Source organism: Microbacterium sp. No. 7 (assembly GCF_001314225.1).
GTDB lineage: Bacteria > Actinomycetota > Actinomycetes > Actinomycetales > Microbacteriaceae > Microbacterium.
Window position 1 is genome coordinate 3,075,976 of sequence record NZ_CP012697.1, and the last position, 23,622, is coordinate 3,099,597.

The window sequence follows — 23,622 nt, forward strand, 5'->3', positions numbered from 1 at the left end:
GGTCACGCCGGGCTGACGTTGTTGTTCGTCGTGTCCGTCTCGCCCGGGCCGGTGGTGAGCGAGACCGAGGGCGTGCCCGGATACGTGGTCGCCGAGGCCGCGAACGTCGTCGACAGCGTCAGCACGACGGTCGAGCCGGCCGCGACCTCCCGCGTGGTCTCGACGTGGTAGCCGCCGTAGAGCTCGGGCTGCAGCGCTCCGAAGAGGTCGGTGACGGCGTCGCCGTCCACGGTGACCGATGACACGGAGAACGCCGTGACGCCGTCCTCGGGGAGCCCGAAGTAGAGCCGGGCGCCGGCGGGGATCGCCCCGGGACCGCGGGAGACGAGCGTCGCCGTCTCGGGGTGGCGGGCGACGGTCGGGTTGCCCTCGACGTCGATGACCGTCTCGCCCCACGTGGCCGAGACGGCCCCGTCGAAGGCGTCGCCGTAGACCGCGGCCGCCGACCAGCCGTTGTTGCTCGTGTCGGGGTCGGCGCCGCTCGCGGGGCTGACCGACACCGTGTAGGGCGCGATGTCCTCGTAGAAGGGAAGGGCGTCCCAGTCGTCGACGAACTGCGGCCCGAAGCGCACGCGGAGTCCGCTGAGCTCGTCGACCGCGACCGGGACGGCCTGCGTCAGCACGAACGTCTGGGTCGTGGTCGTGCCCGACGGCGACGTCGTCGCGGCGTTCACCTCGACGTCCTCGACGTGGAGCGTCACGGCACCGATGAGGCGGTTGTCGAACGACACGGTGACGACCGTGCCGGCGGGCGCGGCGGCCGTGCCGACGGTCGCGAGAGCGGTGCCCGTCGTGTACGACTGCTCCACGTAGCGCGTCTTGTCGTCGTTGAACTTCGCGAGCGTCTCGCCGGCGAAGCCGAGCAGGCGCAGATCGAAGCCGTTCGTCGCGGCCGCCGCCGGGGCCATGGTCGCGACGGCCACGACCGGCACCGACCATGCCGACGCCTTGAGCACGGTGCGGCGGTTCATTCCCTGTGTGAGTGGTGTCTTCAGCGCATCCATTTATGTATGTCTCGTCCTTTTCGTGTACGGCCCGCGCTGATCGGCGCAGACCGCATGCCACCCTACGTGGCGCGGATGAACATGTCACACAGGATGACGGCGGCGCCGTCACACGACGGCGGGAGCCCGCCTCACGCCCGGCCGGACTCCAGCGCGATCGCCTTGCGGATCGCGGCACGCGCACGCTTGCGGTCGCCCGCGCCGTCGTAGGCGAGCCCCACGCGGTACCACGCCCGCCAGTCGCCGGGGTTCCTCTCGACCTCCGCACGGTACGCCGGGAAGAGCGCGTCGGCCTGCGCGCGGTCGGGGCGGCCGCTCGGGCGCACGTCGAGCTCCTCGGCCGGCAGGGCGTCCTCCGCCTCCAGCCGGCGGCCCAGCGCCGCGGCGCGACGGCCGAACGAGATCTCACGCCACAGCCCCCACGCGGCGAGCACGGGCAGCAGGAACAGCACCGTTCCCATCGCGATGCCGATGGGCTCTCCCGAGGTCACGAGCATCCAGCCGCGCTGTGCGACGAGGACGATGTACAGCGCGAGCACCGCCGCCATGACGGCGACGCCGATGCGCGCGCTCATGCGGGCGACGCCGCGCCGGTCGACCGGGCCACCTGGCCCGACGCGGCGCCCTCGTCGACCGGCTGGGCGTCGGGGGCCGCGTCCGGGGTGCGGATGCCGAGGTCGATGAGCCGGTCGAGACCGACCACGACGCCGCGGGCGTCGCGTGCGGCGCGCAGCGCGATGCGGATGCCGGGGGCGTACGCGCGCGCGGGCTCCACCGTGTCGTGCACGATCGCCAGCGACTCCCCCGGGCCGGACAGCACGACCTCCTGGCGCGCGATCACGCCGGGGCGGCGCAGCGAGTGGATCGGCACGCTGGCGACCTGCTGACCGCGGGCACGCTGGTCGACGTGCGGCGCGTCGACCGCGTTCCCCCGCGCCGCGGCGATCAGCTCGGCCGTGCGCACGGCCGTGCCGCTGGGCGAGTCGATCTTCGTGTCGCGGTGCGCCTCGATGATCTCGATCGAGTCGAAGAGGGTCGCAGCGGCCGCGGCGAGCGCCGAGCCGACGACGGATCCCACCGAGAAGTTGGGGATGAAGACGGCGCCCGTGCCCGCGGCATCCACGAGCGGGCGCACGGCGGCGATGCGCTCGTTCGACCAGCCCGACGTGCCCACGAGCACGTTGATGCTGCGCTCGGTCGCGGTCCGCACGACCTCGACCGAGACGGCGGGGACCGACGCGTCGACGACCAGGTCGACGCCGTCGATCTCGGAGAGGTCGCTGCCCGATCCGAGCACCCGCACGACCGCGAAGTCGTCGGTCTCGTCGATCACCTCGCGGATGATGCTGCCGAGCTTGCCGTTTCCCCCCACGAGAGCCACACGTGTCATGACTCCAGCCTAGGACCAGCCTCCGACCCCGGCGGCCCGGCGAGCCGCAGCCGTGGGGCGTCCGCTACACCGGCAGGGGCTCGGGCAGGCCCGTGCGCAGCTCGACCGGCAGGTGCGAGAGGTCGTTGTGCATCACGACCGTCCACGGCCGGCCGGGGCGCTGCGCGAGCACCGTGAGCCCGCAGTGCGCCTGACTGATCGTCAGCCAGCGCCAGGCGGGCGCCTCCAGCACCTCGCGCACGAGCCAGGCGATCACGAAGTTGTGCGTGATGAGCAGCTCGTGCGTGCCGCGCTTGATCGCCAGGAACTCCGTCGCGGCGTCGGCCATCTGCGCCGCCCCGGCCTCGATCTCGGCGTCGGTGATGCCGCCGAAGAACGGCTCGTACACCGACGGCATGTCGGGGGTCTTCCCCGTGGGGATGCAGTCGAACAGCAGCGGATGCGGCTCGGGCCGCAGCGAGGGCAGGCGCTGCGCCAGCGCGCGCCCGGTCTCGCTCGCGCGCTCCAGCGGCGAGTGCCACACGGCATCGAGGGGCACGCCCGAGAGACGGTCGGCGATGAGCTCCGCCTGCCGCCGGCCTCGTGGAGACAGCGGCCCGTCCTCGAGTCCGTGCTCCGCGTCGAGATGCTCGCCGTGGCGCACCAGATAGAGATAGTGCGTCATGCCATCACCCGTTTCGCTCGTCGCCGATGCGCTCGGTCTCCAGCCTATGTCAGCTCCGTCACTGACCGGCGCGTGTGATGTCGGCGCGATGCTGCAGCGTGAGGTGCGCGCCCGCGCCCTGCACGAGCTCTTCGACGTGGGCGGCCTCGCGGGCGTTCACGATGGGCGCCGCGACGAGCTGCTCGGCGAGCAGCCAGGCGATCGCCGCGGCGGCGGTGGGGATCGACAGCTCGCGTGCGACGCGGTCGAGCACGCGCAGCGCGCGGTGCCCGCGACGGTTCATGGATGCCGCGAGCTGCGTGCCGCGCACCGAGCGCCCGATCGGAGCCCGGCCGCGGTGGACGCCCGCGAGGAAGCCGTGCGCGAGGGCCCGCGACGGCGTGATCGCGATCGACTGCGCGGTCGCCACGAGCCGGCGGTCGCCGTCGAGCTCGGTGCGGTGCAGCACGTTGAACGGCACGTCGAGCACCGCGAGCCGCGGATACCCGGCGGAGGAGAGGATGCGCGCCTCGACGAGCTGCGCGGCGGTGTGGCAGAACGAGCCGACGGCGCGCACCTTGCCGGACTCGACGAGCCACTCGGCCGTGGCCAGGGTGTCTTCGAGCGGCGTCGCGCCGTCGGTCGTGGCGTTCAGGTAGAGCAGGTCGATGCGGTCGGTCTGCAGCCGGCTGAGCGACGCCTCGACCGAGCGCACGAGGTTCACGGGCCCGAGTCCGGGGTGCTCGTTGTCGGCGCCGATGCGCACCGCGACGACGGTCTCGTCGCGCACGCCGCGCGACCGCATCCACTGGCCCACGATGTGCTCGCTGCGGCCCGAGGCGTCGCCGTCGGACATGTGCACGAAGTTGCCGCCGTGCGCGCGGTACACGTCGAGGATCGCGGAGGCGGCGAGCGGGGCGACGTGCCACCCGAACTCGCCCGCGCCGATCGCGAGCGGGAACACCTGCAGGCCCGTCTCGCCGAGCGGGCGGCGCGGGGGCGCGTCCGGAAGCGGAACAGGACCGGAGGCGAGCGCGATCGTGCGGGGCGCGTGCGAGGCGAGGGGCCTCGTGCCGGGCACGGGCGGCTGCGGCGTGATCGCATCCGCCCCGATCATGTGTGCATCCCCCTTGTTCGGCCGCGACCGCGAGGCCACGACGCAGGCGCCGTCTTCACCCCAGGGTAGAACAGGCGCCATCGCGCGGCGTGGCGGCCACCCCGCGGCGAGGGAACTTTCTATAACGCTTTGATATACCTGGCGCGCGGGGTCGGCGTCCCCGCGCGAACGCCGAGGCCGCGAGGTCGCAGCTCGGCCGCCCGCCGGACCGCGGCCACGGACGCTCCCGCGCGGCGCGGACGCTCCGCGCGACATGGAGGGCCCTTGCACGGCAGCCTCCGCGCAGATCAGATGTTCCGCCCATCAGGCTCCGCCCGAGGCCCTGCGCCTGTTCGCTGATTCCCTGAGAGATCGACAGACTCCGCAGGGATGCTTCACACTATCTCGTCTCGATCATCACACACGGGATGTCTGCACAGACATCCGTGAGATCAGGTGATATGTGATGGGACGGATCCGCAGGAACAAGAGTCATCTGCGGAGAGGGGCGATCGGCCCGCGGCACGACCTCCTCACCTGCAGCGATCGCAACAGCAGAGCCCCCGCTCACCAGAAGGAGCGCCACCAGCCACACAATGGCCACTGCTCGCTTACCCATGAGACTCCCCATCTTGATGGCTTCCTCAACTATCCCTCGACAAACTCACACGGAATATCAGCACAGACATCCTCGAGCCCGTCCGGGACATCGGATGGCGGCCCCGACGGGATCAGGATCATTTGCTCTGACGTAGGACCGATTCGGGCGTCGTCGCGCACCATCCGTGCCGTCGGCGACGAGAAGACGGGCAATGAGGCATTTCCCCACTGCGCGAGGAGCGTCTCAATAGGGATATATACTGCTCCGATATATTTCTGCGTGAGCTGGTGATGAAGCACCCCGACTTGGACGCCAACAGCACGGAGCCCATTGCCGTCCCATCGCCAGACCGGACCGCCGGAGTCACCCTTGTCAGCGAAAAAGTCCGCAACGATCCCCGTCACTCCGTACCAGCTGTACGTCCCTGTGATCTTTCCTTCGGTCTTTCCCGTACGCTTCCCCATTTTTCCAACAAGCGTGCCCTTGGTCTGGGCAGACGTCGGCATCAGTCCGGTGATACGACCTTGCGCACCCGGCCCCGGGCTGATACCGGTCAGCGGGTCGACGACGATCTGATACGGCACGACATTGCTGTAGAAAGAGACTAATGCCGTGTCGCCGCTTATTCCGCCTTGTATGAATATATCGCTGCAACCGCAGCGGGAACACTACGATCTTGCTCAGAAATCGACACGGCACCAGCAGAGGTCGCCGAGGCTCCGAACACGAGAGCGAGCGCAAGTATTCCTAGACCAAACTGTCGTGATCTCATCTTCAGCTTCCCCCCGGAACTGATAGCGATACGCCATTCCTTTGCATTGCATGCAAATGGGCGCTGTTGATTCTCAACCTACCACGACGCCGAGCCGCTGCGAGACACGCTTCGCAGCACCGAGAGCCTTGAACCGCGCACGCTCGCGGCGGATGCATTCTGTTCCCGGAACAGGTGATCTGGGCGACGGGCGCGAGCGGGTCGCCGCGGGCGGAGAACGCCGATGCCCGCCCCCGGTGAGGGGACGGGCATCGGGCTGCGCGAGGATCAGACCTCGACGACGACGGCCTCTTCGGCAGCGTCCTCGGCGGGCGCGTCGTCGAGCACGGGCTCGAGCGACAGCTTGCCGCGGTCGTCGATCTTGGTGATCTTGACGAGGATCTTCTGACCGACCGAGAGCACGTCGTCGACGTTCTCGACGCGCTTGCCGCCGGCGAGCTTGCGCACCTCGCTGACGTGCAGCAGGCCGTCCTTGCCCGGCAGCAGCGAGATGAACGCGCCGAACGTGGCGATCTTCACGACCGTGCCGAGGAACTGCTCGCCGACCTCGGGGTTGGTCGGGTTGGCGATCGCGTTGACCTGTGCGCGGGCCGCCTCGGCCGAGGGGCCGTCGGTCGCGCCGATGTAGACGGTGCCGTCCTCCTCGATCGAGATGTCGGCGCCCGTGGCATCCTGGATCGCGTTGATCGTCTTGCCCTTGGGGCCGATCAGCTCGCCGATCTTGTCGACCGGGATCTGCACGCTGATCACGCGCGGCGCGGTCGGCGCCATCTCGTCGGGCGTGTCGATCGCCGCGTTCAGCACCTCGAGGATGCGCAGACGCGCGTCGCGCGCCTGCGTGAGCGCCGCCGACAGCACCGACGAGGGGATGCCGTCGAGCTTCGTGTCGAGCTGGATGGCGGTGACGAACTCGCTCGTGCCGGCGACCTTGAAGTCCATGTCGCCGAGGGCGTCCTCGGCGCCGAGGATGTCGGTGAGCGCCGCATAGCGGGTCTGGCCGTCGACCTGGTCGGAGACGAGGCCCATCGCGATGCCCGCGACGGGGGCGCGCAGCGGCACGCCCGCGTTGAGCAGCGACAGCGTCGAGGCGCACACCGAGCCCATCGAGGTCGATCCGTTCGAGCCGAGCGCCTCGGACACCTGGCGGATCGCGTAGGGGAACTCCTCACGGCCCGGCAGCACGGGCACGAGAGCGCGCTCGGCGAGGAAGCCGTGGCCGATCTCGCGGCGCTTGGGGCTGCCCACGCGACCCGTCTCACCCGTCGAGTAGGGCGGGAAGTTGTAGTGGTGCAGGTAGCGCTTGCTCGTCACGGGCGACAGCGAGTCGATCTGCTGCTCCATCTTGAGCATGTTCAGCGTCGTGACGCCCAGGATCTGCGTCTCGCCGCGCTGGAAGATCGCGGAGCCGTGCACGCGCGGGATGACCTGCACCTCGGCGTCGAGCGCGCGGATGTCGGCCAGGCCGCGACCGTCGATGCGCACGCCCTCGGTGAGGATGCGGCCGCGCACGATGAGCTTCGTGACCGACTTGTAGGCGGCCGAGAACTCGCCGAGCGCCGACTCGGGCAGCTCGCCCGCCTCGACGGCGGCCGCCAGCTCGCCCTTGACGCGGTCCTTGACGGCGTCGTCGGCGTTCTGGCGCTCGATCTTGTCGGCGATCCGGTAGACGCCGACGAGCTCGTCGTAGGCGCGGCCGGCGACGAAGTCGTAGGTCTCCTGGGTGTAGGGCAGGAAGACGGGGTAGGGCTGGATCTCCTTGGCCGCCGCGTTCGCGAGCACGTTCTGCGCCGCGACGAGCTGCTTGATGAAGGGCTTCGCGGCCTCGAGGCCCTGCGCGACGACCTCTTCGCTCGGCTTCGTGGCGCCGCCCTTGATGAGGTTCCAGCTGTGCTCGGTGGCCTCGGCCTCGACCATCATGATCGCGACGTCGCCGTCGTCGAGCACGCGGCCGGCGACGACGAGGTCGAACACGGCATCCTCGAGCACCGTGGTGTTCGGGAACGCGACCCACTGGTCGGCGTGCTCGCCCTGGCCGGGGATGAGCGCGAGGCGCACACCGGCGATGGGGCCCGAGAACGGCAGACCCGAGATCTGCGTCGACGCGGATGCCGCGTTGATCGCGAGCGCGTCGTAGAACTCGCCCGGGGCGATCGACAGCACGGTGATGACGATCTGCACCTCGTTGCGCAGGCCGTCGACGAACGACGGGCGCAGCGGGCGGTCGATGAGGCGGCACACGAGGATCGCCTCGGTCGAGGGGCGGCCCTCGCGGCGGAAGAACGAGCCGGGGATCTTGCCGGCAGCGTAGGAGCGCTCCTCGACGTCGACGGTCAGCGGGAAGAAGTCGAAGCCCTCGCGAGGGTTCTTCGAGGCGCTGGTGGCCGAGAGGAGCATCGTCTCCTCGTCGAGGTAGGCGGCCACGGCGCCCTGCGCCTGCTGGGCGAGGCGTCCGGTCTCGAACCGGACGGTGCGGGTGCCGAAGCGTCCGTTGTCGAGGACGGCTTCGGCGGCGGTGATTTCAGGACCTTCCAAGAGGTCTCTCCTTCTTTGTTTAGACTCGCACGCGCGTCTCGCGCACGAGATCGTACGAAGAAGCAGAACGGCAGATATGGGCGTACGCACGCGTCGCCATGACGCGTGCGTGAAGACCGCCTGCGCTGGCCACCAGTCGAAGATCACCATCCGGCGACGGATGGGAACCCACCACAGGGGACCAGCTTCCTGCCGGTCAGCTCCGTGAGCTCAGTATTGAGGTGAGCGGATGCCAGACGGCAACCTCACCGATCCTACCAGCGGCGCCTGTGAAGCCGTCGCGAGAGCGGGCGCCAGCCGGGGCCGACCCCCGGCAGTTGCACCTCGAATCAAGTATCAGATATCGTCGGCGCCAGAGCCCGATCCAGCGCATCGGCGCGAGACCGCACCCCGCGGGCGTGGCGGAGAACCCCCTTCATGATGGCAGAGCCGCCCCGCATGCACCTGACGTACATCGCCGCCGCGTTCACGTCGGTGAGCGTCTTCGTGGCCGCCAGCCTGCCCGCTCCGCTGCTCGAGCGCTATCGCGAACGGCTCTCGCTCGAGACCAGCGACCTCGCCCTGGCCACCATCGCGTACTTCATCACGATCATGATCACGCTGGTGTGCTTCGGCCGCGTCTCCGACTATCTCGGACGCAAGCCGGTCAGCATGCTCGGCGCCGCGGTCGCCCTGCTGAGCTGCGTCGTGATGATCAACGTCGACAGCCTCGGCGTGCTGCTCGCCGCGCGCGCCCTGCACGGCATCGCGTGCGGCATCGCGACCTCGGCCGTCGCCACGTTCGCGATCGACTCCGCACCGCCGTACCCGCGCTGGCTCGCGGCGGCGACCGCGACGGGCGCACCGGCGCTCGGCAACTCGACCGGCGCGCTCGCCGCCGGCTTCGCCGCGGAGTTCGGCCTCGCGCCCGAGGTCGTCCCGTTCGTCGGGGCGATCGTCCTGCTGACCTGCGCGCTCGTGCTGCTCGCCCTCGCCCGGGAGTCCGTTCCCCGGAGGCCGGGGTGGCTCGGTGCGCTGAGACCGGTGGTCGCGCTGCCGCGCTCGGCGCGCGGCCTCCTGCCGGGGGCGCTCGCCGTCGGCATCGCGACCTGGGCGCTGGGCGGCTTCTATCAGGCGTTCAGCCCGACGATCGCAGTGCACAGCCTCGGCACGAGCAGCGTGCTCGTCGCCGCCGTCGTGTTCCTCTCCCACCAGGGCGCCTACGGCATCGCGGCGCCGCTGTCGGGGCTGCTTCCGCCGCGCCGATCGCAGCGTCTCGGCATCGTGCTGTTCGCCGCGGCCGCCTGCGGAATCGTGGTCGGGCTCTTCTCCGGCAGCACGCCGCTCGTGATCGCCTGCGGCATCCTCGCGGGCCTCTCGCAGGGCGCGGCCTTCACCGGCTCCATGCGGCTGCTGCTGGACAGCACGTCGCTCGAGGAGCGCGCCGGAATGGTCGCCGCCGTCAACCTGATCGCCTACGGCGGCGCCATCGTGCCCAGCTTCGTCGCCGGCCAGCTCGCCCGCACGGCGGGCCTCGCCCCCGCCTCGATCCTCTACGCCGCCCTCGCGCTGGTCGCCGCCGTCATCGTCTTCTCGCCGCGTCCGGCGCCCCCGGGTCGCTCCTGACGACCCGCCCTGCCGACGCGTGCACGGGTGGCCGCTTTTCGCGGTCTGCTCGCGCTGTGTGAGGATGCTGCCATGGCGCTGCACCTCGATGTCGGGCTCACACGTTCCGCCGAGCGCCTGCCGATCACACGCCCCCTCCACGGTGACGTCGCCCGCAGCGCGCCTACGCGCTCTCGGCGCGGGCTCCCGAGGGCATGACGGGTCGCCGCCTCGGCGTCCTGCACCGCGCCGACGACGGCCTCGTCATCGGCGACCCGGGGCGCCGGCATCTTCTGCTGACGACGGAGACGCTCGTCTACCGAGAACACACGACTGTCGTGGGTCAATATGCCTGGGACGAGCTGGACGTCATCCTGATCGAAGTCCCGACGAGCAGATTCCGCTTCTCCGGCGTCGTGGCGGGGCTGATCACGGCGATCGCCGTCGCACTCATCATGGAGAGCCCTGACATCGGCCCGGACGATGGGACGGTGAGCATCACGTCGGAGGGCTCGAGCGCACGGCTGCCGCTGAGCCGGCACCACGCCGGCGGGTACTGGGAGCGCGGCGTCGTGGTGACGCAACGTCTCGTCGATCGCTTGGTGACCGATCCCGCGAGCCGGGAGCTCCTCCACCGGCCCGACGACCTGCTCAGGTCACTCATCACGGCGGCCCGGAGGTGATGGCGGACGGATCGGAGAGACTCGCTGCACGCTTCCGCGGTCCAGCAACCACTGGACCGCGGAAGCGTGCAGCGACGCCGTCAACGACTTGTCAGCTTCTCGATTCTCTTCGCGATCTTCGCCCGTTCACGATGAAGGCGCCACCAGCTCGCCGTACTCTCGACCTGAATTCTCCCCAGCTCTTCAAGGCTTGGCAGGCCGTTCGCGGAAAGCTCGCACTCGATTGCCGCGTTGTCCTTGTCTCCTCTTGCTTCAATGATGGCGTGCGCCTGTCTCACTTCCTCTGCGGAAAGCGGATGGGCTTCGATTCTCGCATCGATCTGCTGCCGTTGCGCATTGAGCGCATCGAGCGATTTCCGGCCGAACAACCTACCTCCCAATAAGGCACCGAAAGGCACCGTATCCGAATGCGGCCAGCACGGCTCCCGGACTTCCAGAACTCGCGATGCGCGTGATCGTCGGGCCGTTGATGCCGATACCGACGAGGCAGCGGACCACCCACGGCGCCAACCAGATCGGGTCGGCCACGACAGGATACGCCACGCCCTCAGCGGATGCGTGATCAACGATCTGGATCAGCGTGGATCCGTCCACTTCATAGTGGGTGGCGACCTCCTCACCATCGGCATCTCGTGCCCAGGGCTGCGCAACAGCGGCGACGATCGAGCCGTCGCCGTTGACGACCACGGCTCCATCCTCGACGATCCTGAGTGTCTGCCCCGGCTCGAGCGACAACTCGTAGGAGTACGCAACGGGTGATTCCGGCCCCGCGATCGTCGTGAGCATCTGCACTCCGATGTCGCTGACGATGACCGAGCCCGAGAACTCCTCGCCGGGGTAGATCACGGTGCCGTCTTCCATCACCACGGCGTTCGCGGCATCATCCGCCATCGGAAGCCGAACCGACAGCACGTCCTGCCCGCGTGCGCTCATCGTGATGTCGTCGTCCGGCGATGTCGGCACGGCGACGGTTCCCTGACCGACCTCGACGCTTCCTACTCCGGCATCGTCGGTCGGCGTCAGCAGCAGTGACCCGTCGATCTCATCGACGGCAGCGAGTGCGTCAGCGACGCCGGCCGCAGACGGAGCCGTGTGCTCGCTCGCCCATGCGTCCGTCGGAACCACGGCGAACGCGGCCACGCATAGCAGACCGGTGACAGCCATCGACGTTGCCCTCGGCGTTCGTGCCGTGAATGAATTCATCATTGCTGAGACCCCCCTCAGACCTCTGTTCTTTCAGCACGCTCTTCGTGCCGCCATTCAAGGTAGTACATAAATGCCACATACATTACACAAATGAGAAGGATCTCATAGACGATGCAGATCGGGAACACATCTGGGCGGCAAAGATCTCAATAGTGCTCTCGGACGCTCGCCGACGCACCGCCTGGCGGACCTCAGCCTCCCTCAGCGGCGATGCGGGGGCACGTCAGCGCGACGCCTCGGCGCGCACGTCGCCGCGGCCGCCGACGAGCACGTAGTCGTCGTGCTTGGCGACCATGCCGTCGCCCGCGGTGCGGCCGCGCAGACGGCGCCACACCCACGGGAGCACGTCGCGCACGAGCCAGGTCCCCTCGAACACGGGATCGTCGTCGGCGTGCAGGGCGGCATCCAGTCCGCCGAGGGCCTCGGCGTGGGGCACGCCCAGCGCCTCCGCCGCGCGGTACGCGAGGAAGCGGTGACCGCGCGAGCGCAGGTGCACCTTGTCGTCCGCCCACAGGTCGAGGTCGCCGATCGCGGGCTGCGCCTCGAGGTCGAGCAGGATCGCCCCCGTCTCGGACGCGATGCGGCGCAGCTCCGACGCGAACGCCGCGAAACGGCGCGCGACCGGCAGCGCGGCGCGGCGGTGCGGCAGGAACGGCGTGACGAGCAGCACGTCGGCGCCGCTGTCGCGCAGCGCCCGCACGGCCCGCTCCAGCTCGCCCGCGAGACGCTGCGGAGACACCCACGGGCCCACGAGGTCGTTCGAGCCGATCAGCACCGAGACCAGGTCGGGCCGCAGCTCGAGGGCGCGCGGAAGCTGCTCCGTCACGAGGTCGCGCACCCGCCGGCTGCGCACCGCGAGGTTCGCGTAGCGGAACGCCCCGCCGTCCGGCCGCTCGTGCGCGAGGAGCTGGGCGAGCCGGTCGGCCCAGCCGCGGTACTCCCCCGCGCGCATGCGCGACGAGTCGCACAGCCCCTCGGTGAGCGAGTCGCCGAGGGCGACGAAGCGCGACCACCGTCGCGGCGGGATCGCGGGCCGCGCGAGGATCTCGGGTCGCGTCGCACCGCGGCGCAGCAGCGCATCGTCGATGGGGCGCAGCGTGCGCGCCTCCTCGTAGTGCTCGACCAGGCGCCGGCACAGCGCATCCCAGGTGCGCTCGCGCACGCTCTCGCGGGCCGCGAGCGCGAACGCGCGGCGCTTGCCGTCGTCGCCCGCGAGATCGGAGACGCGCGCCCGCAGATCGCGCAGGTCGCCGGGCCGGTAGAGCCAGCCGTCGATGCTCGACCGCACGAGGTCCACCGGTCCCCCGGTGCCCGTGGCGACGACGGGCACACCGCTCGCGAGGGCCTCCTGGATCGTCTGCCCGAACGTCTCGCTCTCCCCCGGGTGCACGAACACGTCGAAGCTCGCGAGCGCCTCCGCGAGGTCGCCGCCGCCGAGGTGCCCCGTGAACACGGCGTTCGGCAGCGCGCGCTCCAGGAGCGGCCGGGCCGGGCCGTCGCCGACGATCACGAGCGTCGAACCGGGGATGTCGGCCAGCGCCGCGAGATCGTCGACCTGCTTCTCCGGCGCGAGGCGACCCACGTAGCCGATGATCGTGCGCCCCGGCGCGACGCGTGCCCGCCAGGCGTCGCTGCGCCGCTGAGGCGAGAAGCGCTCGGCATCCACTCCGCGCCCCCACGTGCGCAGCCGGTCGACGCCCAGGCCCTCGAGCTGGCGCACCGACGCCGACGAGGGCGCGAGCGTGAGGGTGGCGCGGCGGTGCAGCCTCCCGATGTGACGGCCGACGAGGGCGGACGCCTGCGGCATCCCGTACTTCTCGGCGTAGGCGACGACGTCGGTCTGATAGACGGCGACGGCGGGCACGTGCAGCGCGTCGGCGGCCGCGAGCCCCTGCCAGCCCAGCACGAACGGCGACGCGAGGTGCACGACGTCGGGGGCGAAGTCGCGCAGGATCGCCGTGAGCCGCGCGGCGCGCGCGAAGACGACCCGCACCTCCGGGTAGGAGGGCAGCGGCACCGAGCGCAGCAGCTCGGCGCGGGCGCCGTGCAGGTCGGCGGTGATCTCCCCGGCGCGCGGTGCGATCACGAGCGTCTCGTGGCCCTGCGCCGACAGCTGCCGGAGGACGTGGAGGACCGAGCCCGTCACACCGTTCATGTGCGGCAGGAACGATTCGGCGAGGAGTGCGACTCTCACGTCTCCAGGGTGCAGCCACGGCCGGGACCCGACCGCCGAAACCCTGCCCCGCGCGCGAGTGTTCACCCGATGCTCAACGTCCCGTCACCGACCATGCCCCGTTCGGTCTCCGTTCACCGGCGCCGGGGACGATGACCGCGTGATCGACGAACTGCTGGCCGCCGTCTCGCAGAGCCCCTGGGCGCTGCCGCTGCTGTTCGCGCTCGTGCTCGGCGACGCGCTGCTCGTCGTCATTCCGGGCGAGGCGGCGGTCACGGCGTTCGGCGCGCTCGCCGTCGCGCACGGCGAGCCGGCGCTCGCGGCGGTCATCGCCGTCGCCGCGGTCGCGGCGGCCACAGGGGACCTCGCGTGCTACCTCGTCGGGCGTCGCATCGGGCTGGAGCGCTGGCGATGGATGCGGCATCCCCGCGTGCGCGCGGCGTTCGCATGGGCGCGCGCCCGCCTGCAGCAGCGCGCCGCGCTCGTGCTGTTCACGGCGCGGTTCATCCCGTTCGCCCGGCTCGCCGTGAACCTGACGGCCGGCGCGACGCGCGTGCCGGCCCCGCGGTTCCTCGCGATCGCGAGCGTCGCCGCGCTCGGATGGGCCGCGTACCAGGCGCTCATCGGCGCGATCGTCGCGGCGGTGGTTCCCGGCGGCCCCGCCGTCGCCGTCGCCGTGTCGGTCGTCCTCGCCGTCGGCATCGGGATCGGGATCGACGCGGTGCTCGCGCGCCGCGTGCGCCGCTGGGCCTAGCGCCGCCGAGCCTAGCGCCGCCGAGCGTGCGCCGCCGGGCGGCGCGGGCTCCATGCCGCGATCGGCGAAGGCCCGGGGCCGGGATGCCGAGGCCGGAGGCCGGCGGTCGAGGCGGGCCGGGGCGGCGGGAGCGGCCGTGGAGCGGAACCGGCGCAGAATGGTGGGGTGACCGCACCGCGCATCGCCATGCCCGCCCGCCTCTCCGCCGCCGACGGCGCCGACGCCCGCGTGGGCCTCGCGAACGCCATCTTCCACGACGTCGCCGCGCTCGTGCGCGCCCAGGGACTCGAGGTCGTCGTCGTGCACGACCCCTCGCTCGACGGCTTCGACGGGCTCGTGCTGCCGGGCGGCGGCGACGTCGACCCCGCCCGCTACGGCGGCGACACGTCGGCGCCGTGCTACGACGTCAATCCGGCACAGGACGCGCTCGACCTCGCGATCGTCGACGAGGCGATGCGCCGCGGCATCCCCGTGCTCGGCGTGTGCCGCGGGCTGCAGGTGCTCAACGTCGCGTGCGGCGGGTCGCTCGTCGAGCACCTCCCCCACACCGACGTGCGGCACACGCCGCTCAAGGCCGACGACGACGGGCTGCGGTGGGCGTGGCATCCGGTCGATCTCGCGGCGGGCTCGCGGCTCGTCGCGCACGCGGGCGCGTCCGCCATCGAGGTGGCATCCGGCCACCATCAGGCCGTGCGCCGTGTCGGCGACGGGCTCGTCGTCACGGCGACCGCCGCCGACGGCGTGATCGAGGCCGTCGAGCATCCGACCGCGCCGGTCCTCGCGGTGCAGTGGCACCCCGAGGCGAAGGACACGCCGCCCGCGCTCGCGGCCGCGCCGTTCGCCGTCTTCGCCGCCCTCGTGCGCGAGGCGCGCGCCTAGCGTCCGGGCCCGCGGATGCCGCCGTCCCGAGCCGCGGCCCCCGCGCCCCGCGAGGCCCGCGCTGCTGCCCTCGGCGCCCCGCCGGACCCGCGCCTCATCCATCCCTGGCCGCGGCCCCGCGCCCCGTCAGTCCCGAGCCGCGCCCCGGGACGGCCGCACCGTGAAGCACAGCGGGGCGACGTGGCCGGCCGCGGCGAAGGCGCGCTCGACCTCGGCCGTCACCGCCGGCACGAGCTCGCGGTCGACGAGCGCGATCGCGGCGCCGCCGAAGCCGCCTCCCGTCATGCGCGCGCCGATCGCGCCCGCGCGGTCCGCCGTCGCGACGGCGAGGTCGAGCTCGGGCACCGAGATCTCGAAGTCGTCGCGCATCGAGGCGTGCGACGCGCGCAGCAGGCCGCCGATCGCGCGCGGACCCTCGTCGTGCAGCATCCGCACGGTGTCGAGCACGCGCTGGTTCTCGGTCACGACGTGCCGCACGCGGCGGAAGGTCACGTCGTCCATCAGCCCGCGTGCGCGGTCGAGGTCGGCGACGCCGAGATCGCGCAGCGCCGACACGCCCGTGAGCGCCGCGCCCCGCTCGCACGCCACGCGGCGCCCGCCGTAGCCGCCCGTGGAGTGCGCGTGCTTCACGCGGGTGTCCATGACGAGCAGCTCCAGACCCGCCTCGGCGAAGCCGAGGTCGACGACCTGCGCCTCCAGCGTGCGGCAGTCGAGGAAGATCGCGGCGTCCTCGCGGCCGAGCATGCACGCCATCTGGTCCATGATCCCGGTCGGCGCGCCCACCGCGTCGTTCTCGGCCCGGCGGCCGGCCCGCGCGAGCGCGACGCCGTCGAGGTCGAGGCCCCACACGTCGTTCAGCGCGCTCGCCGTCGCGCCCTCGATCGCCGCCGACGACGACAGGCCGGCACCGACGGGCACGTCGGCGTCGAAGACGAGGTCGACGCCGGCGAACGGTGCGGCGCCCGTCGCGCGGAGCAGCGCCCACGCGACCCCGAGCGGATAGCGCGCCCACTCCTCGACGTCGTCGCGGCGCTCGGGGAAGAGCGCGCCGAGGTCGTCGAACGCGATCTCGACGGCATCCGGCGCGAAGGTCGACACGACCCGCAGCCGCCGGTCGGCGCGGTGTCCGAGCGCGACGTGGGTGCGATGCTGGATGGCGAACGGCAGCACGAAGCCGTCGTTGTAGTCGGTGTGCTCGCCGATGAGGTTGACGCGCCCCGGCGCCGACCACAGCCCCGCAGGCTCGGCACCGGTCAGCTCGCGGAAGAGCGCGGCCGCGCCGTGCGCCGCACCACCCTGTGCGGCCGCACCGTGCGCGGCGCTCACAGGGCCACCCCCTCGACCGCGGCGCGCAGGCGCTCGGCGCTGGTCTCGGGCGGGACGTCGCCGATCCACGCGCCCATCGCGGCCTCGGACCCCGCGAGGAACTTGAGCTTGTCGGCGGCACGGCGGGGGCTGGTGAGCTGCAGGTGCAGGCGCACGGTGTCGCGGCCGACGTGCACCGGTGCCTGGTGCCACGCCGCGATGTACGGCGTGGGCGTGTCGTAGACGGCATCCACGCCGCGCAGCAGCCGCAGGTAGAGCGTCGCGAGCTCGTCGCGCTCGGGCCCCGAGAGGGCGGCGAGGTCGGGCACGTGCCGGTGCGGCATGAGGTGGACCTCGAGCGGCCAGCGCGCCGCGAACGGCACGAACGCGGTCCAGTGCTCGCCGCGCAGCACGACGCGGGGGCCGGCCTGCTCGAACTCCAGGATGCGCTGGAAGAGGTCGGGCGCCGTGCGATCGAGGGATGCCAGCAGCAGCGACGTGCGCGGAGTGACGTAGGGGTAGGCGTAGATCTGCCCGTGCGGGTGGTGCAGCGTGACGCCGATCGCCTCGCCGCGGTTCTCGAACGGGAAGACCTGCTGCACCCCGGGGAGCGCCGACAGCGCCGCCGTGCGGTCGGCCCACGCCTCGATGACGGTGCGGGCGCGGGTCACCGACTGCGTGCCGAACGAGCCCTCGTGCGCGGGCGAGAAGCACACGACCTCGCAGCGGCCCACGCTGGAGCGCGCGCGGCCGAGGCCGAGCGCCGCGAGGTCGTCGAGGCCGCGCGGAGGGTCGGATGCCGCGGGCGCGTCGCCGGTCGCCTCGGCGAGCGCGGGACCGAACGACGGCGACCTGTTCTCGAAGACCGCGACGTCGTAGCGCGACGGGATCTCCGAGGGGTTGCCGGGGGTCTGCGGCGCGAGCGGGTCGAGCTCGGCGGGCGGCAGGAACGCGCGGTTCTGCCGTGCCGCGGCGACCGAGATCCAGTCGCCCGTGAGCACGTCCTGCCGCATCGTCGCGGTCACGGGACGGGGGTCGAGGGCGCGCGCGTCGACGGCGCGCTCCGGCCCGAGCGCGGTGCCGGGGTCGTCGTAGTAGATCAGCTCGCGCCCGTCGGCCAGGCGGGTCGAGCGCCTGACGACGCCGGCGTCGAGCGAGGTTCCGGGAATCTCGGTGATGTTCACGTTAACACGCTAGTGGATGTCGTGTGTTATCGTCAACATGCAGTTTCAGCCCGCACTCGCGGGAGCAGCCCTCACGACCGGAGACACACATGCAGCGGCGCGTATCGATGGCCGACGTCGCCCGCGTCGCGGGCGTCTCGGCGCAGACGGTGAGCCGGGTCGTCAACGACAGCCCTCGCGTCGACCCCGCCACGCGCGAACGCGTCGAGCACGCCATGTCCGAGCTGGGCTATCTGCCGCACCGCGCCGCGCGTGCCCTGCGCACCGGCCGGTCGCACACGATCGGCGTCGTCGTCGCGACCCTCGCGACGGTCGGCAACTCGCGCATGCTCGAGGCCGTCTCGACGGCGGCCGCCGCCCGGGGCTACGCGCTCATGGTCGTGTCGGTGACCGACCGCGCGGGCGTCGCCGACGCCTTCGCGCGGCTGCGCGCGCAGGGCGCGGACGGCGCGGTCGTGGTGAACGAGGCGACCGCCCTCGCGGCGGGCGCGGCACCGGACGGCGCGTTCGCGCTCGTCGCGGTCGACTGCCCCGGCAGCGTGCCGTTCCCCACCGTGCAGTCCGACCACGCGGGCGGCGCCGCGGCGGCGACGCGCCACCTGCTGTCGCGCGGTCACCACACGGCGTGGCACGTCGCGGGTCCCGCGTCGTCGTTCGCCGCGGCGGAGCGCGAGCGGGGATGGCGCGATGCGCTGTCGCAGGCCGGCGCGCCGGCGCCCCCGCTCGAGCGCGGCGACTGGACCGCGGCATCCGGACACGCCGCCGGCACGCGCCTCGCGACCCGCGACGACGTCACGGCCGTGTTCGCGGCGAACGACCAGATGGCACTCGGCCTCGTCCGCGCCCTCGCCGACGCCGGCCGCCGCGTTCCCGAGGACGTCGCGGTCGCCGGCTTCGACGACGTCGCGGATGCCGCCGACTACCGCCCTCCCCTGACGACCGTGCGGCAGGACTTCGACGCCCTCGGCGACGCCGCGGTGACCGCCCTGATCGGCGCCCTCGACGGCGCCGCCCCCACCCGCACCGTCATCCCCGCCCGCCTCGTCCCGCGCGCCAGCGCCTGACCCCCAGCCCGCGAGGGTGCCAGGTATTCTCGCGACGGTGCCAGTTGTCCCCGCGAGGGTGCCACTTGTCCCCGCGAGGGTGCCGTTTGTTCGCGCGAGAGTGCTTTCACGCCCGCGACGAAGGCACCCTCGGCAAGATAGGTGGCACCCTCGGCAAGACAAGTGGCACCCTCGGCGAGATAGGTGGCACCCTCGGCGAGACAAGTGGCACCCTCGCGGACGGACCGACGGACGAGTGGACGGACGAACGGACGGACGGACGAACTAGCGCGGCGGCATGCCGGCACGCGCGGCGTCGACGCGGGCGGCGTGGGTCGGGGCGTCGGGGACGGCTGCCGGGCGGTCGGCGGCGAGCTCGTGGCGCAGCGCGGGCACGACCTCGCCGCCGAGGAGGTCGAGCTGCTCCAGCACGGTCTTCAGCGGCAGGCCGGCGTGGTCGATGAGGAACAGCTGCCGCTGGTAGTCGCCGAACAGGTCACGCATGCCGGCGTAGCGGTCGATGACCTGCTGCGGCGAGCCGACCGTGAGCGGCGTGAGCTCGCAGAAGTCCTCCAGCGCGGGACCGTTGCCGTACACGGGCGCCTTGTCGAAATAGGGGCGGAACGCGCGCACGGCATCCTGCGAGTTGCGCGCCATGAACGCCTGCCCGCCGAGCCCGACGATCGCGGTCTCGGGAGCGCCGTGCCCGTGGTGCTGCCAGCGCTCGCGGTACAAGCCGATGAGCCGCTGGAAGTGCTGGGCGGGCCAGAAGATGTTGTTGGCGAAGAACCCGTCGCCGTAGGCGGCGGCCTGCTCCGCGACCTCCGGCGAGCGGATCGACCCGTGCCACACGAACGGCGGGATGCCGTCGAGCGGACGCGGCGTCGACGTGAAGCCCTGCAGCGGCGTGCGGAACCGGCCCTGCCAGTACACGTCCTCCTCCCGCCACAGGCGGTGCAGCAGCGCCTAGTTCTCCAGCGCGAGCGGAAGGCCCGTGCGCAGATCCTTGCCGAACCACGGGTACACCTCGGCCGTGTTGCCGCGGCCGAGCATGAGATCCACGCGACCGCCGGCCACGTGCTGCAGCATCGCGTAGTCTTCCGCGATCTTGACGGGGTCGTTCGTCGTGATGAGCGTCGTGGCGGTCGACAGCACGATGCGCTCGGTCCGCCCCGCGATGTACGCGAGCGTCGTCGTCGGCGACGACGAGAAGAACGGCGGGTTGTGGTGCTCCCCGAGCGCGAAGACGTCGAGCCCGACGTCCTCCGCGTGCTGGGCGATGGTGAGCACCGCGCGGATGCGCTCGGCCTCGCTGGGCGTGCGCCCCGTGGTGGGGTCCTCGGTGATGTCGCTGACGGTGAAGACGCCGAACTGCATCCCCGGCCAGGTCGATGTGTCGCTCACCCGTCCACCGTAGCCAGGCAGCACCCGGGCCGCGAGCAGCAGATGGTGGGCGCTCGTCGCCGCCTCGCACCCCGGCATCCGACAACAGGCGCCCACGATTCCGAGGGGCGTGCGACGGACGCCGAAGCGGATGCCGGGGCCGCCCGAGGCCCCGGCATCCGCTTTCGGTCGGCGCGGACCGGCTACTTGATCGAGCCGCGCATCACGCCGGAGATGACCCAGCGCTGCGAGAACACGTACACGATCAGCAGCGGCGCCATCGCCATGAGGTACGACGCGAACGCGACCGTGTAGTCGGTGTTGTACTGGCCCTGCAGCACGTACTGCGCGAGCGGCAGCGTGCGCGAGCCGGGATCGGTGAGCAGCACGAGCGGCAGGATGAAGTCGTTCCACGCCCACACGCACGTGAGGATGCCGACCGTCGCGTTCATCGGGGTGAGCAGCGGGAAGATGATCCGCCAGAACACGCCCCACGTCGACGAGCCGTCCATGCGCGCCGCCTCCTCGAGCTCGATCGGGATCGAGCGGATGTAGGCGGAGTAGATGAACACGTTGAGCGACAGCCCGTAGATCGTGTACAGGATGATCGCGCCGCCCTGGTTGTCGAGCCCCAGCATGGCCGTCTGCTTCACGAGCGGCAGCATGATGATGGGGAACGGGATGAACAGCGCCGCGAGCAGGTAGTAGAACACGCCCTTGAAGAACGGCCGGTGCATGTTGCGCGCCAGCGCGTACGCGGCGACCGAGCTCGTGAGCAGGGTGAAGACCACCGACCCGACGGTGATCAGCGCCGTGTTCAGCAGCGCCTGCGCGAAGCGGGTGCGCTCCCACGCCTCGGGGAAGTTCTCCCAGCGGATGGGGTTCGGGATCTCGAAGCCCGACGCGCCGACGAGCTGGTCGGGCGACTTGAGGGCGACGACGACCGCGAGGTACATCGGCACCAGCACGGTGAGCGCGCAGACCGCGATGAGCGCCGTCGCCCACCAGTTGGTGCGACGGGTGTCGCCGTCGAGCGAGGCCTTCCGGGCGCGGCGGGCGCCCGGGGCGGGGGCTGTGGTGATCGCTGCGGTGGCCATCAGGCGTCCGCCTCTCTGCTCTGGAGGACCTTGAACTGCAGGAGGGAGACGACCGTGATGACGATGAAGAAGATCACCGCGTTGGCCGTCTGGTACGCGAACTCGCCGCCCGCGTACCCGCCCTTGAAGATCAGCATCGTGATCGACTCGGTCGAGGTGCCCGGGCCGCCGTTCGTCAGCGCCACGATGGGATCGAACACCTGTAGGAAGCCCTTGAGGCTCAGCACGACGTTGATCGTGAAGAACGCCCCGATGAGCGGGAAGGTGATGGACCGGAACTGTCGCCACGGCGACGCCCCGTCGATGGATGCCGCCTCGTACACCTCGGCGGGGATCGTCTGCAGCCCCGAGAGGTAGATGATGATCGAGAACGCGCACGCCTGCCAGACCGCGAGGGTCACGATCGCCAGCCACGCCCAGTCGGGGTTGGAGAGGATGTTGTCGGCGAACAGCGGGATGCCGGGGAGCAGGCGCGGCAGCGAGCTCGTGAAGATGAACTGGAAGACGTAGCCGATGACGAGGATCGCGACGACGTACGGCACGAAGTAGACGCCGCGGAAGAAGTTGCGCGCCTTGATCTTCGCGTTGAGGCCCAGCGCGATCGCGAGCGAGAACGCGTTGGTCAGCACCGTCGCGACGATCGCGAACAGGAACGAGAAGCCGTAGGCGCTCCAGACGCGGTCGTCCTTGAACAGGTTGACGTAGTTGGAGACGCCGACCATGTTCCAGTCGCCGTAGCCCGCGTAGTTCGTGAAGCTGAAGAACACGCCCACGAGCATCGGCAGGGTGTGGAACGCCGCGAAGGCGATGACGCACGGCCAGATCATCCAGTAGAACGCGGGGAGCGCCCGCGAGGAGGTCGTGCGCACGCGCTTCGCGCGCGTCCGCGGGCCGCCGGCGGTGGACCGCACGGCTTCGGTGAGGGTGCTCATCGTCCGTCTCCCGTCACGGGGATCGTGCGGGCGGCGACCTTGCGCCACTCGCTGTCGAGGGTGGCGAGCGTGGCGCCCGCGTTGCCGGTGAAGACGGCCTCCTGCACGTACTCGGCGAGCGGGATGCCCGGCGGGATCTGGTGGTCGAGGAAGCCGGTGATGCGGCCGTCGTCGAAGAACGGCTTGACCGACTGGATCGACAGGTCGTCGCTGAGCTCGGCGTCGATGACCGACGGGATCATGTTCTGCGATGCGGAGATGCGCTCGATGACGTCGGGCCGGAACAGGTACTCGATGAACCGGATCGCCTCTTCGCGGTGCGGGGTGTCGCGCCCCATCGTGATGACCGCGTCGACGCCCGACACGATGAGCCGGTCCTCCTCGCGATCGGTCGGGTAGGGGAAGATCGCGGCGCGGATGTCGGGATCGACCTGCTTGATGCCGTTGACGGCCCAGATGCCCTGCATCATCATCGCGGCCTCGCCGCGCGCGAACGCGGCGTTGCCGTCGTCGTAGGTGCGTCCGCGGTAGCCCTCCTGCGCGTAGGAGAAGAGCTGCTGCTGCCGCTCCAGCGCCTCCAGGAAGTCCTTCTCGAACGACACCGGCGAGCTCGGCCCGACGTTCTCCCCCGCGGCGCGCATCTCGTCGAAGAAGCCGCCCTGCGACGGGTAGGCGCCGAGGCCGTTGAAGGCGGGAACGGCGGTCCACGAGTCGGCGAGCGTGGCGTAGAAGGGCTGGATGCCGGCCGCCTGCAGCTGCTCGCACACGGCGATCAGCTCGTCCCAGGTCTCGGGCACCTCGATGCCCTGCTCCTCGAAGATGTCGACGTTGTAGATGATGCCGTTGGCGTTGTTGAAGTAGCCGAGGCTGTTCACCTCGCCCTCGCGGTTGCCGAGATCGGCGAGGATCTGCTGCACGGCCGGGTTGATGGTCTGCAGCACCGGCTCGTCGGAGAAGTCGTAGAACACCCCGGCCTGCGCGAGCCGCCCGAAGTTGCCGTTGCCGTTGAGCGTGATGACGTCCGGCGCCTTGTCCTTGACGAGGAGCGTGCGGATGACGGTGTCGGCGTCGGGAACCTGGTTCTGCACGACCTTGATGTCGGGGTTCTCGGCCTCGAAGTCGGCGATGATGGCGTCGAAGTCCTCGCGCGCCTCGCCCTTGAACTGGAAGAAGTTGAGCGTCGTGACGCTCGTGCCGGGGCTGCTCGCGCACCCGCCCAGCGCGAGGGCCACGGCGATGGCGACGGTCCCCGCCACGCGGACCCTTCGTCGATGACCTGTTCTCATTCGTGCGCCTCCTTGCGCTGTGGTGGTCGTGGGATGCCCGCCCCGGAGCCCGCCGTCCGGGCCCCGTTCCGGCGG

The 23,622-nt window shown here is 71.3% G+C and carries 20 protein-coding genes and 1 pseudogene; 5 read left to right on the forward strand and 16 right to left on the reverse strand.

Features of this window, described 5'->3' with window-relative positions; translation table 11 throughout:
* Positions 1-2 precede the first annotated feature (2 nt).
* The 7 genes from AOA12_RS14370 to AOA12_RS14395 all read right to left on the reverse strand — a co-directional run bounded on the left by AOA12_RS14370 (position 3) and on the right by AOA12_RS14395 (position 8,038).
* A complete protein-coding gene (locus AOA12_RS14370; protein WP_054684092.1) occupies positions 3-971 on the reverse strand; it encodes a hypothetical protein in 969 nt (322 codons plus the stop codon).
* Positions 972-1,135: 164 nt separating this feature from the next.
* Entirely contained in the window at positions 1,136-1,579 is a 444-nt protein-coding gene (locus AOA12_RS14375) for a hypothetical protein (RefSeq protein ID WP_054684096.1), read from the reverse strand.
* Complete coding sequence (gene dapB / locus AOA12_RS14380; RefSeq protein ID WP_054684098.1) at positions 1,576-2,394, reverse strand: 4-hydroxy-tetrahydrodipicolinate reductase; 819 nt, start codon at positions 2,392-2,394, stop codon at positions 1,576-1,578. Before dapB ends, AOA12_RS14375 begins: the two co-directional genes overlap by 4 nt.
* A gap of 64 nt (positions 2,395-2,458) precedes the next feature.
* Positions 2,459-3,058 carry a histidine phosphatase family protein gene (locus AOA12_RS14385; protein ID WP_054684103.1) on the reverse strand — a complete coding sequence of 200 codons (600 nt, stop codon included), beginning with the start codon at positions 3,056-3,058 and terminating at the stop codon, positions 2,459-2,461.
* A gap of 58 nt (positions 3,059-3,116) precedes the next feature.
* A complete protein-coding gene (locus tag AOA12_RS14390; RefSeq protein ID WP_082406275.1) occupies positions 3,117-4,154 on the reverse strand; it encodes an aldo/keto reductase in 1,038 nt (345 codons plus the stop codon).
* 627 nt (positions 4,155-4,781) lie between these two features.
* Positions 4,782-5,318 carry a hypothetical protein gene (locus AOA12_RS23195; RefSeq protein WP_156366510.1) on the reverse strand — a complete coding sequence of 179 codons (537 nt, stop codon included), beginning with the start codon at positions 5,316-5,318 and terminating at the stop codon, positions 4,782-4,784.
* A 455-nt stretch (positions 5,319-5,773) separates the two neighbouring features.
* The gene (locus AOA12_RS14395; RefSeq protein ID WP_054684106.1) at positions 5,774-8,038 is read right to left on the reverse strand and encodes a polyribonucleotide nucleotidyltransferase; all 2,265 of its coding nucleotides are present in this window, start codon (positions 8,036-8,038) and stop codon (positions 5,774-5,776) included.
* Between the two features lie 438 nt (positions 8,039-8,476).
* On the opposite strand from AOA12_RS14395, the gene AOA12_RS14400 reads away from it, so the two are divergent.
* Positions 8,477-9,643 carry an MFS transporter gene (locus AOA12_RS14400; protein WP_054684118.1) on the forward strand — a complete coding sequence of 389 codons (1,167 nt, stop codon included), beginning with the start codon at positions 8,477-8,479 and terminating at the stop codon, positions 9,641-9,643.
* A gap of 194 nt (positions 9,644-9,837) precedes the next feature.
* Positions 9,838-10,305 carry a hypothetical protein gene (locus tag AOA12_RS14405; RefSeq protein ID WP_054684123.1) on the forward strand — a complete coding sequence of 156 codons (468 nt, stop codon included), beginning with the start codon at positions 9,838-9,840 and terminating at the stop codon, positions 10,303-10,305.
* A gap of 80 nt (positions 10,306-10,385) precedes the next feature.
* Here the strand turns inward: AOA12_RS14405 and AOA12_RS22700 are convergent, their stop codons facing one another.
* From AOA12_RS22700 to AOA12_RS14415, 3 genes are all read right to left on the reverse strand, one after another.
* Positions 10,386-10,673 carry a hypothetical protein gene (locus tag AOA12_RS22700; protein ID WP_231637093.1) on the reverse strand — a complete coding sequence of 96 codons (288 nt, stop codon included), beginning with the start codon at positions 10,671-10,673 and terminating at the stop codon, positions 10,386-10,388.
* Between the two features lies 1 nt (position 10,674).
* Positions 10,675-11,469, reverse strand: a complete 795-nt coding sequence (locus AOA12_RS14410) for a hypothetical protein (protein WP_156366511.1) — start codon at positions 11,467-11,469, stop codon at positions 10,675-10,677.
* A gap of 265 nt (positions 11,470-11,734) precedes the next feature.
* Positions 11,735-13,705: a GDSL-type esterase/lipase family protein gene (locus tag AOA12_RS14415; protein WP_054684129.1), complete on the reverse strand. Its 1,971-nt coding sequence runs from the start codon at positions 13,703-13,705 to the stop codon at positions 11,735-11,737.
* A 139-nt stretch (positions 13,706-13,844) separates the two neighbouring features.
* On the opposite strand from AOA12_RS14415, the gene AOA12_RS14420 reads away from it, so the two are divergent.
* Positions 13,845-14,438, forward strand: a complete 594-nt coding sequence (locus AOA12_RS14420) for a DedA family protein (RefSeq protein ID WP_054684132.1) — start codon at positions 13,845-13,847, stop codon at positions 14,436-14,438.
* A gap of 165 nt (positions 14,439-14,603) precedes the next feature.
* Positions 14,604-15,317 (forward strand): gamma-glutamyl-gamma-aminobutyrate hydrolase family protein, encoded by a 714-nt coding sequence (locus AOA12_RS14425; protein WP_054684136.1) that lies wholly within the window; start codon positions 14,604-14,606, stop codon positions 15,315-15,317.
* A 126-nt stretch (positions 15,318-15,443) separates the two neighbouring features.
* On the opposite strand, the gene galK is transcribed toward AOA12_RS14425, so the two are convergent.
* Together galK and galT are read right to left on the reverse strand one after the other, a co-directional pair.
* A complete protein-coding gene (gene galK / locus AOA12_RS14430) occupies positions 15,444-16,643 on the reverse strand; it encodes a galactokinase (RefSeq protein WP_054684140.1) in 1,200 nt (399 codons plus the stop codon).
* Complete coding sequence (gene galT / locus AOA12_RS14435; RefSeq protein WP_442922290.1) at positions 16,640-17,800, reverse strand: galactose-1-phosphate uridylyltransferase; 1,161 nt, start codon at positions 17,798-17,800, stop codon at positions 16,640-16,642. Before galT ends, galK begins: the two co-directional genes overlap by 4 nt.
* Positions 17,801-17,913: 113 nt before the next feature.
* On the opposite strand from galT, the gene AOA12_RS14440 reads away from it, so the two are divergent.
* Positions 17,914-18,870 carry a LacI family DNA-binding transcriptional regulator gene (locus AOA12_RS14440; RefSeq protein WP_054687084.1) on the forward strand — a complete coding sequence of 319 codons (957 nt, stop codon included), beginning with the start codon at positions 17,914-17,916 and terminating at the stop codon, positions 18,868-18,870.
* A gap of 264 nt (positions 18,871-19,134) precedes the next feature.
* Here the strand turns inward: AOA12_RS14440 and AOA12_RS14445 are convergent.
* The 4 genes and pseudogenes from AOA12_RS14445 to AOA12_RS14460 all read right to left on the reverse strand — a co-directional run bounded on the left by AOA12_RS14445 (position 19,135) and on the right by AOA12_RS14460 (position 23,517).
* A pseudogene (locus tag AOA12_RS14445) lies at positions 19,135-20,226 on the reverse strand (LLM class flavin-dependent oxidoreductase).
* A 209-nt stretch (positions 20,227-20,435) separates the two neighbouring features.
* On the reverse strand, positions 20,436-21,329 hold the full coding sequence (locus AOA12_RS14450; RefSeq protein WP_054684144.1) for a carbohydrate ABC transporter permease: 894 nt from the start codon (positions 21,327-21,329) through the stop codon (positions 20,436-20,438).
* Entirely contained in the window at positions 21,329-22,261 is a 933-nt protein-coding gene (locus AOA12_RS14455; protein ID WP_054684147.1) for a carbohydrate ABC transporter permease, read from the reverse strand. The genes AOA12_RS14450 and AOA12_RS14455 overlap by 1 nt, the downstream gene beginning before the upstream one ends.
* On the reverse strand, positions 22,258-23,517 hold the full coding sequence (locus AOA12_RS14460) for an ABC transporter substrate-binding protein (protein WP_231637095.1): 1,260 nt from the start codon (positions 23,515-23,517) through the stop codon (positions 22,258-22,260). The genes AOA12_RS14455 and AOA12_RS14460 overlap by 4 nt, the downstream gene beginning before the upstream one ends.
* Positions 23,518-23,622: the final 105 nt, after the last annotated feature.

Bases quoted from the DNA above. Each gene is read 5' to 3' on its own strand.
- AOA12_RS14405 (WP_054684123.1), top strand. From the start codon at position 9,838: ATGACGGGTCGCCGCCTCGGCGTCCTGCACCGCGCCGACGACGGCCTC.
- AOA12_RS14455 (WP_054684147.1), bottom strand. From the start codon at position 22,261: ATGAGCACCCTCACCGAAGCCGTGCGGTCCACCGCCGGCGGCCCGCGG.
- AOA12_RS14370 (WP_054684092.1), bottom strand. From the start codon at position 971: ATGAACCGCCGCACCGTGCTCAAGGCGTCGGCATGGTCGGTGCCGGTC.
- AOA12_RS14400 (WP_054684118.1), top strand. From the start codon at position 8,477: ATGCACCTGACGTACATCGCCGCCGCGTTCACGTCGGTGAGCGTCTTC.
- AOA12_RS14410 (WP_156366511.1), bottom strand. From the start codon at position 11,469: ATGGCTGTCACCGGTCTGCTATGCGTGGCCGCGTTCGCCGTGGTTCCG.
- AOA12_RS14390 (WP_082406275.1), bottom strand. From the start codon at position 4,154: ATGATCGGGGCGGATGCGATCACGCCGCAGCCGCCCGTGCCCGGCACG.
- AOA12_RS14385 (WP_054684103.1), bottom strand. From the start codon at position 3,058: ATGACGCACTATCTCTATCTGGTGCGCCACGGCGAGCATCTCGACGCG.
- AOA12_RS14450 (WP_054684144.1), bottom strand. From the start codon at position 21,329: ATGGCCACCGCAGCGATCACCACAGCCCCCGCCCCGGGCGCCCGCCGC.
- dapB (WP_054684098.1), bottom strand. From the start codon at position 2,394: ATGACACGTGTGGCTCTCGTGGGGGGAAACGGCAAGCTCGGCAGCATC.
- AOA12_RS14375 (WP_054684096.1), bottom strand. From the start codon at position 1,579: ATGAGCGCGCGCATCGGCGTCGCCGTCATGGCGGCGGTGCTCGCGCTG.
- AOA12_RS14440 (WP_054687084.1), top strand. From the start codon at position 17,914: ATGGCCGACGTCGCCCGCGTCGCGGGCGTCTCGGCGCAGACGGTGAGC.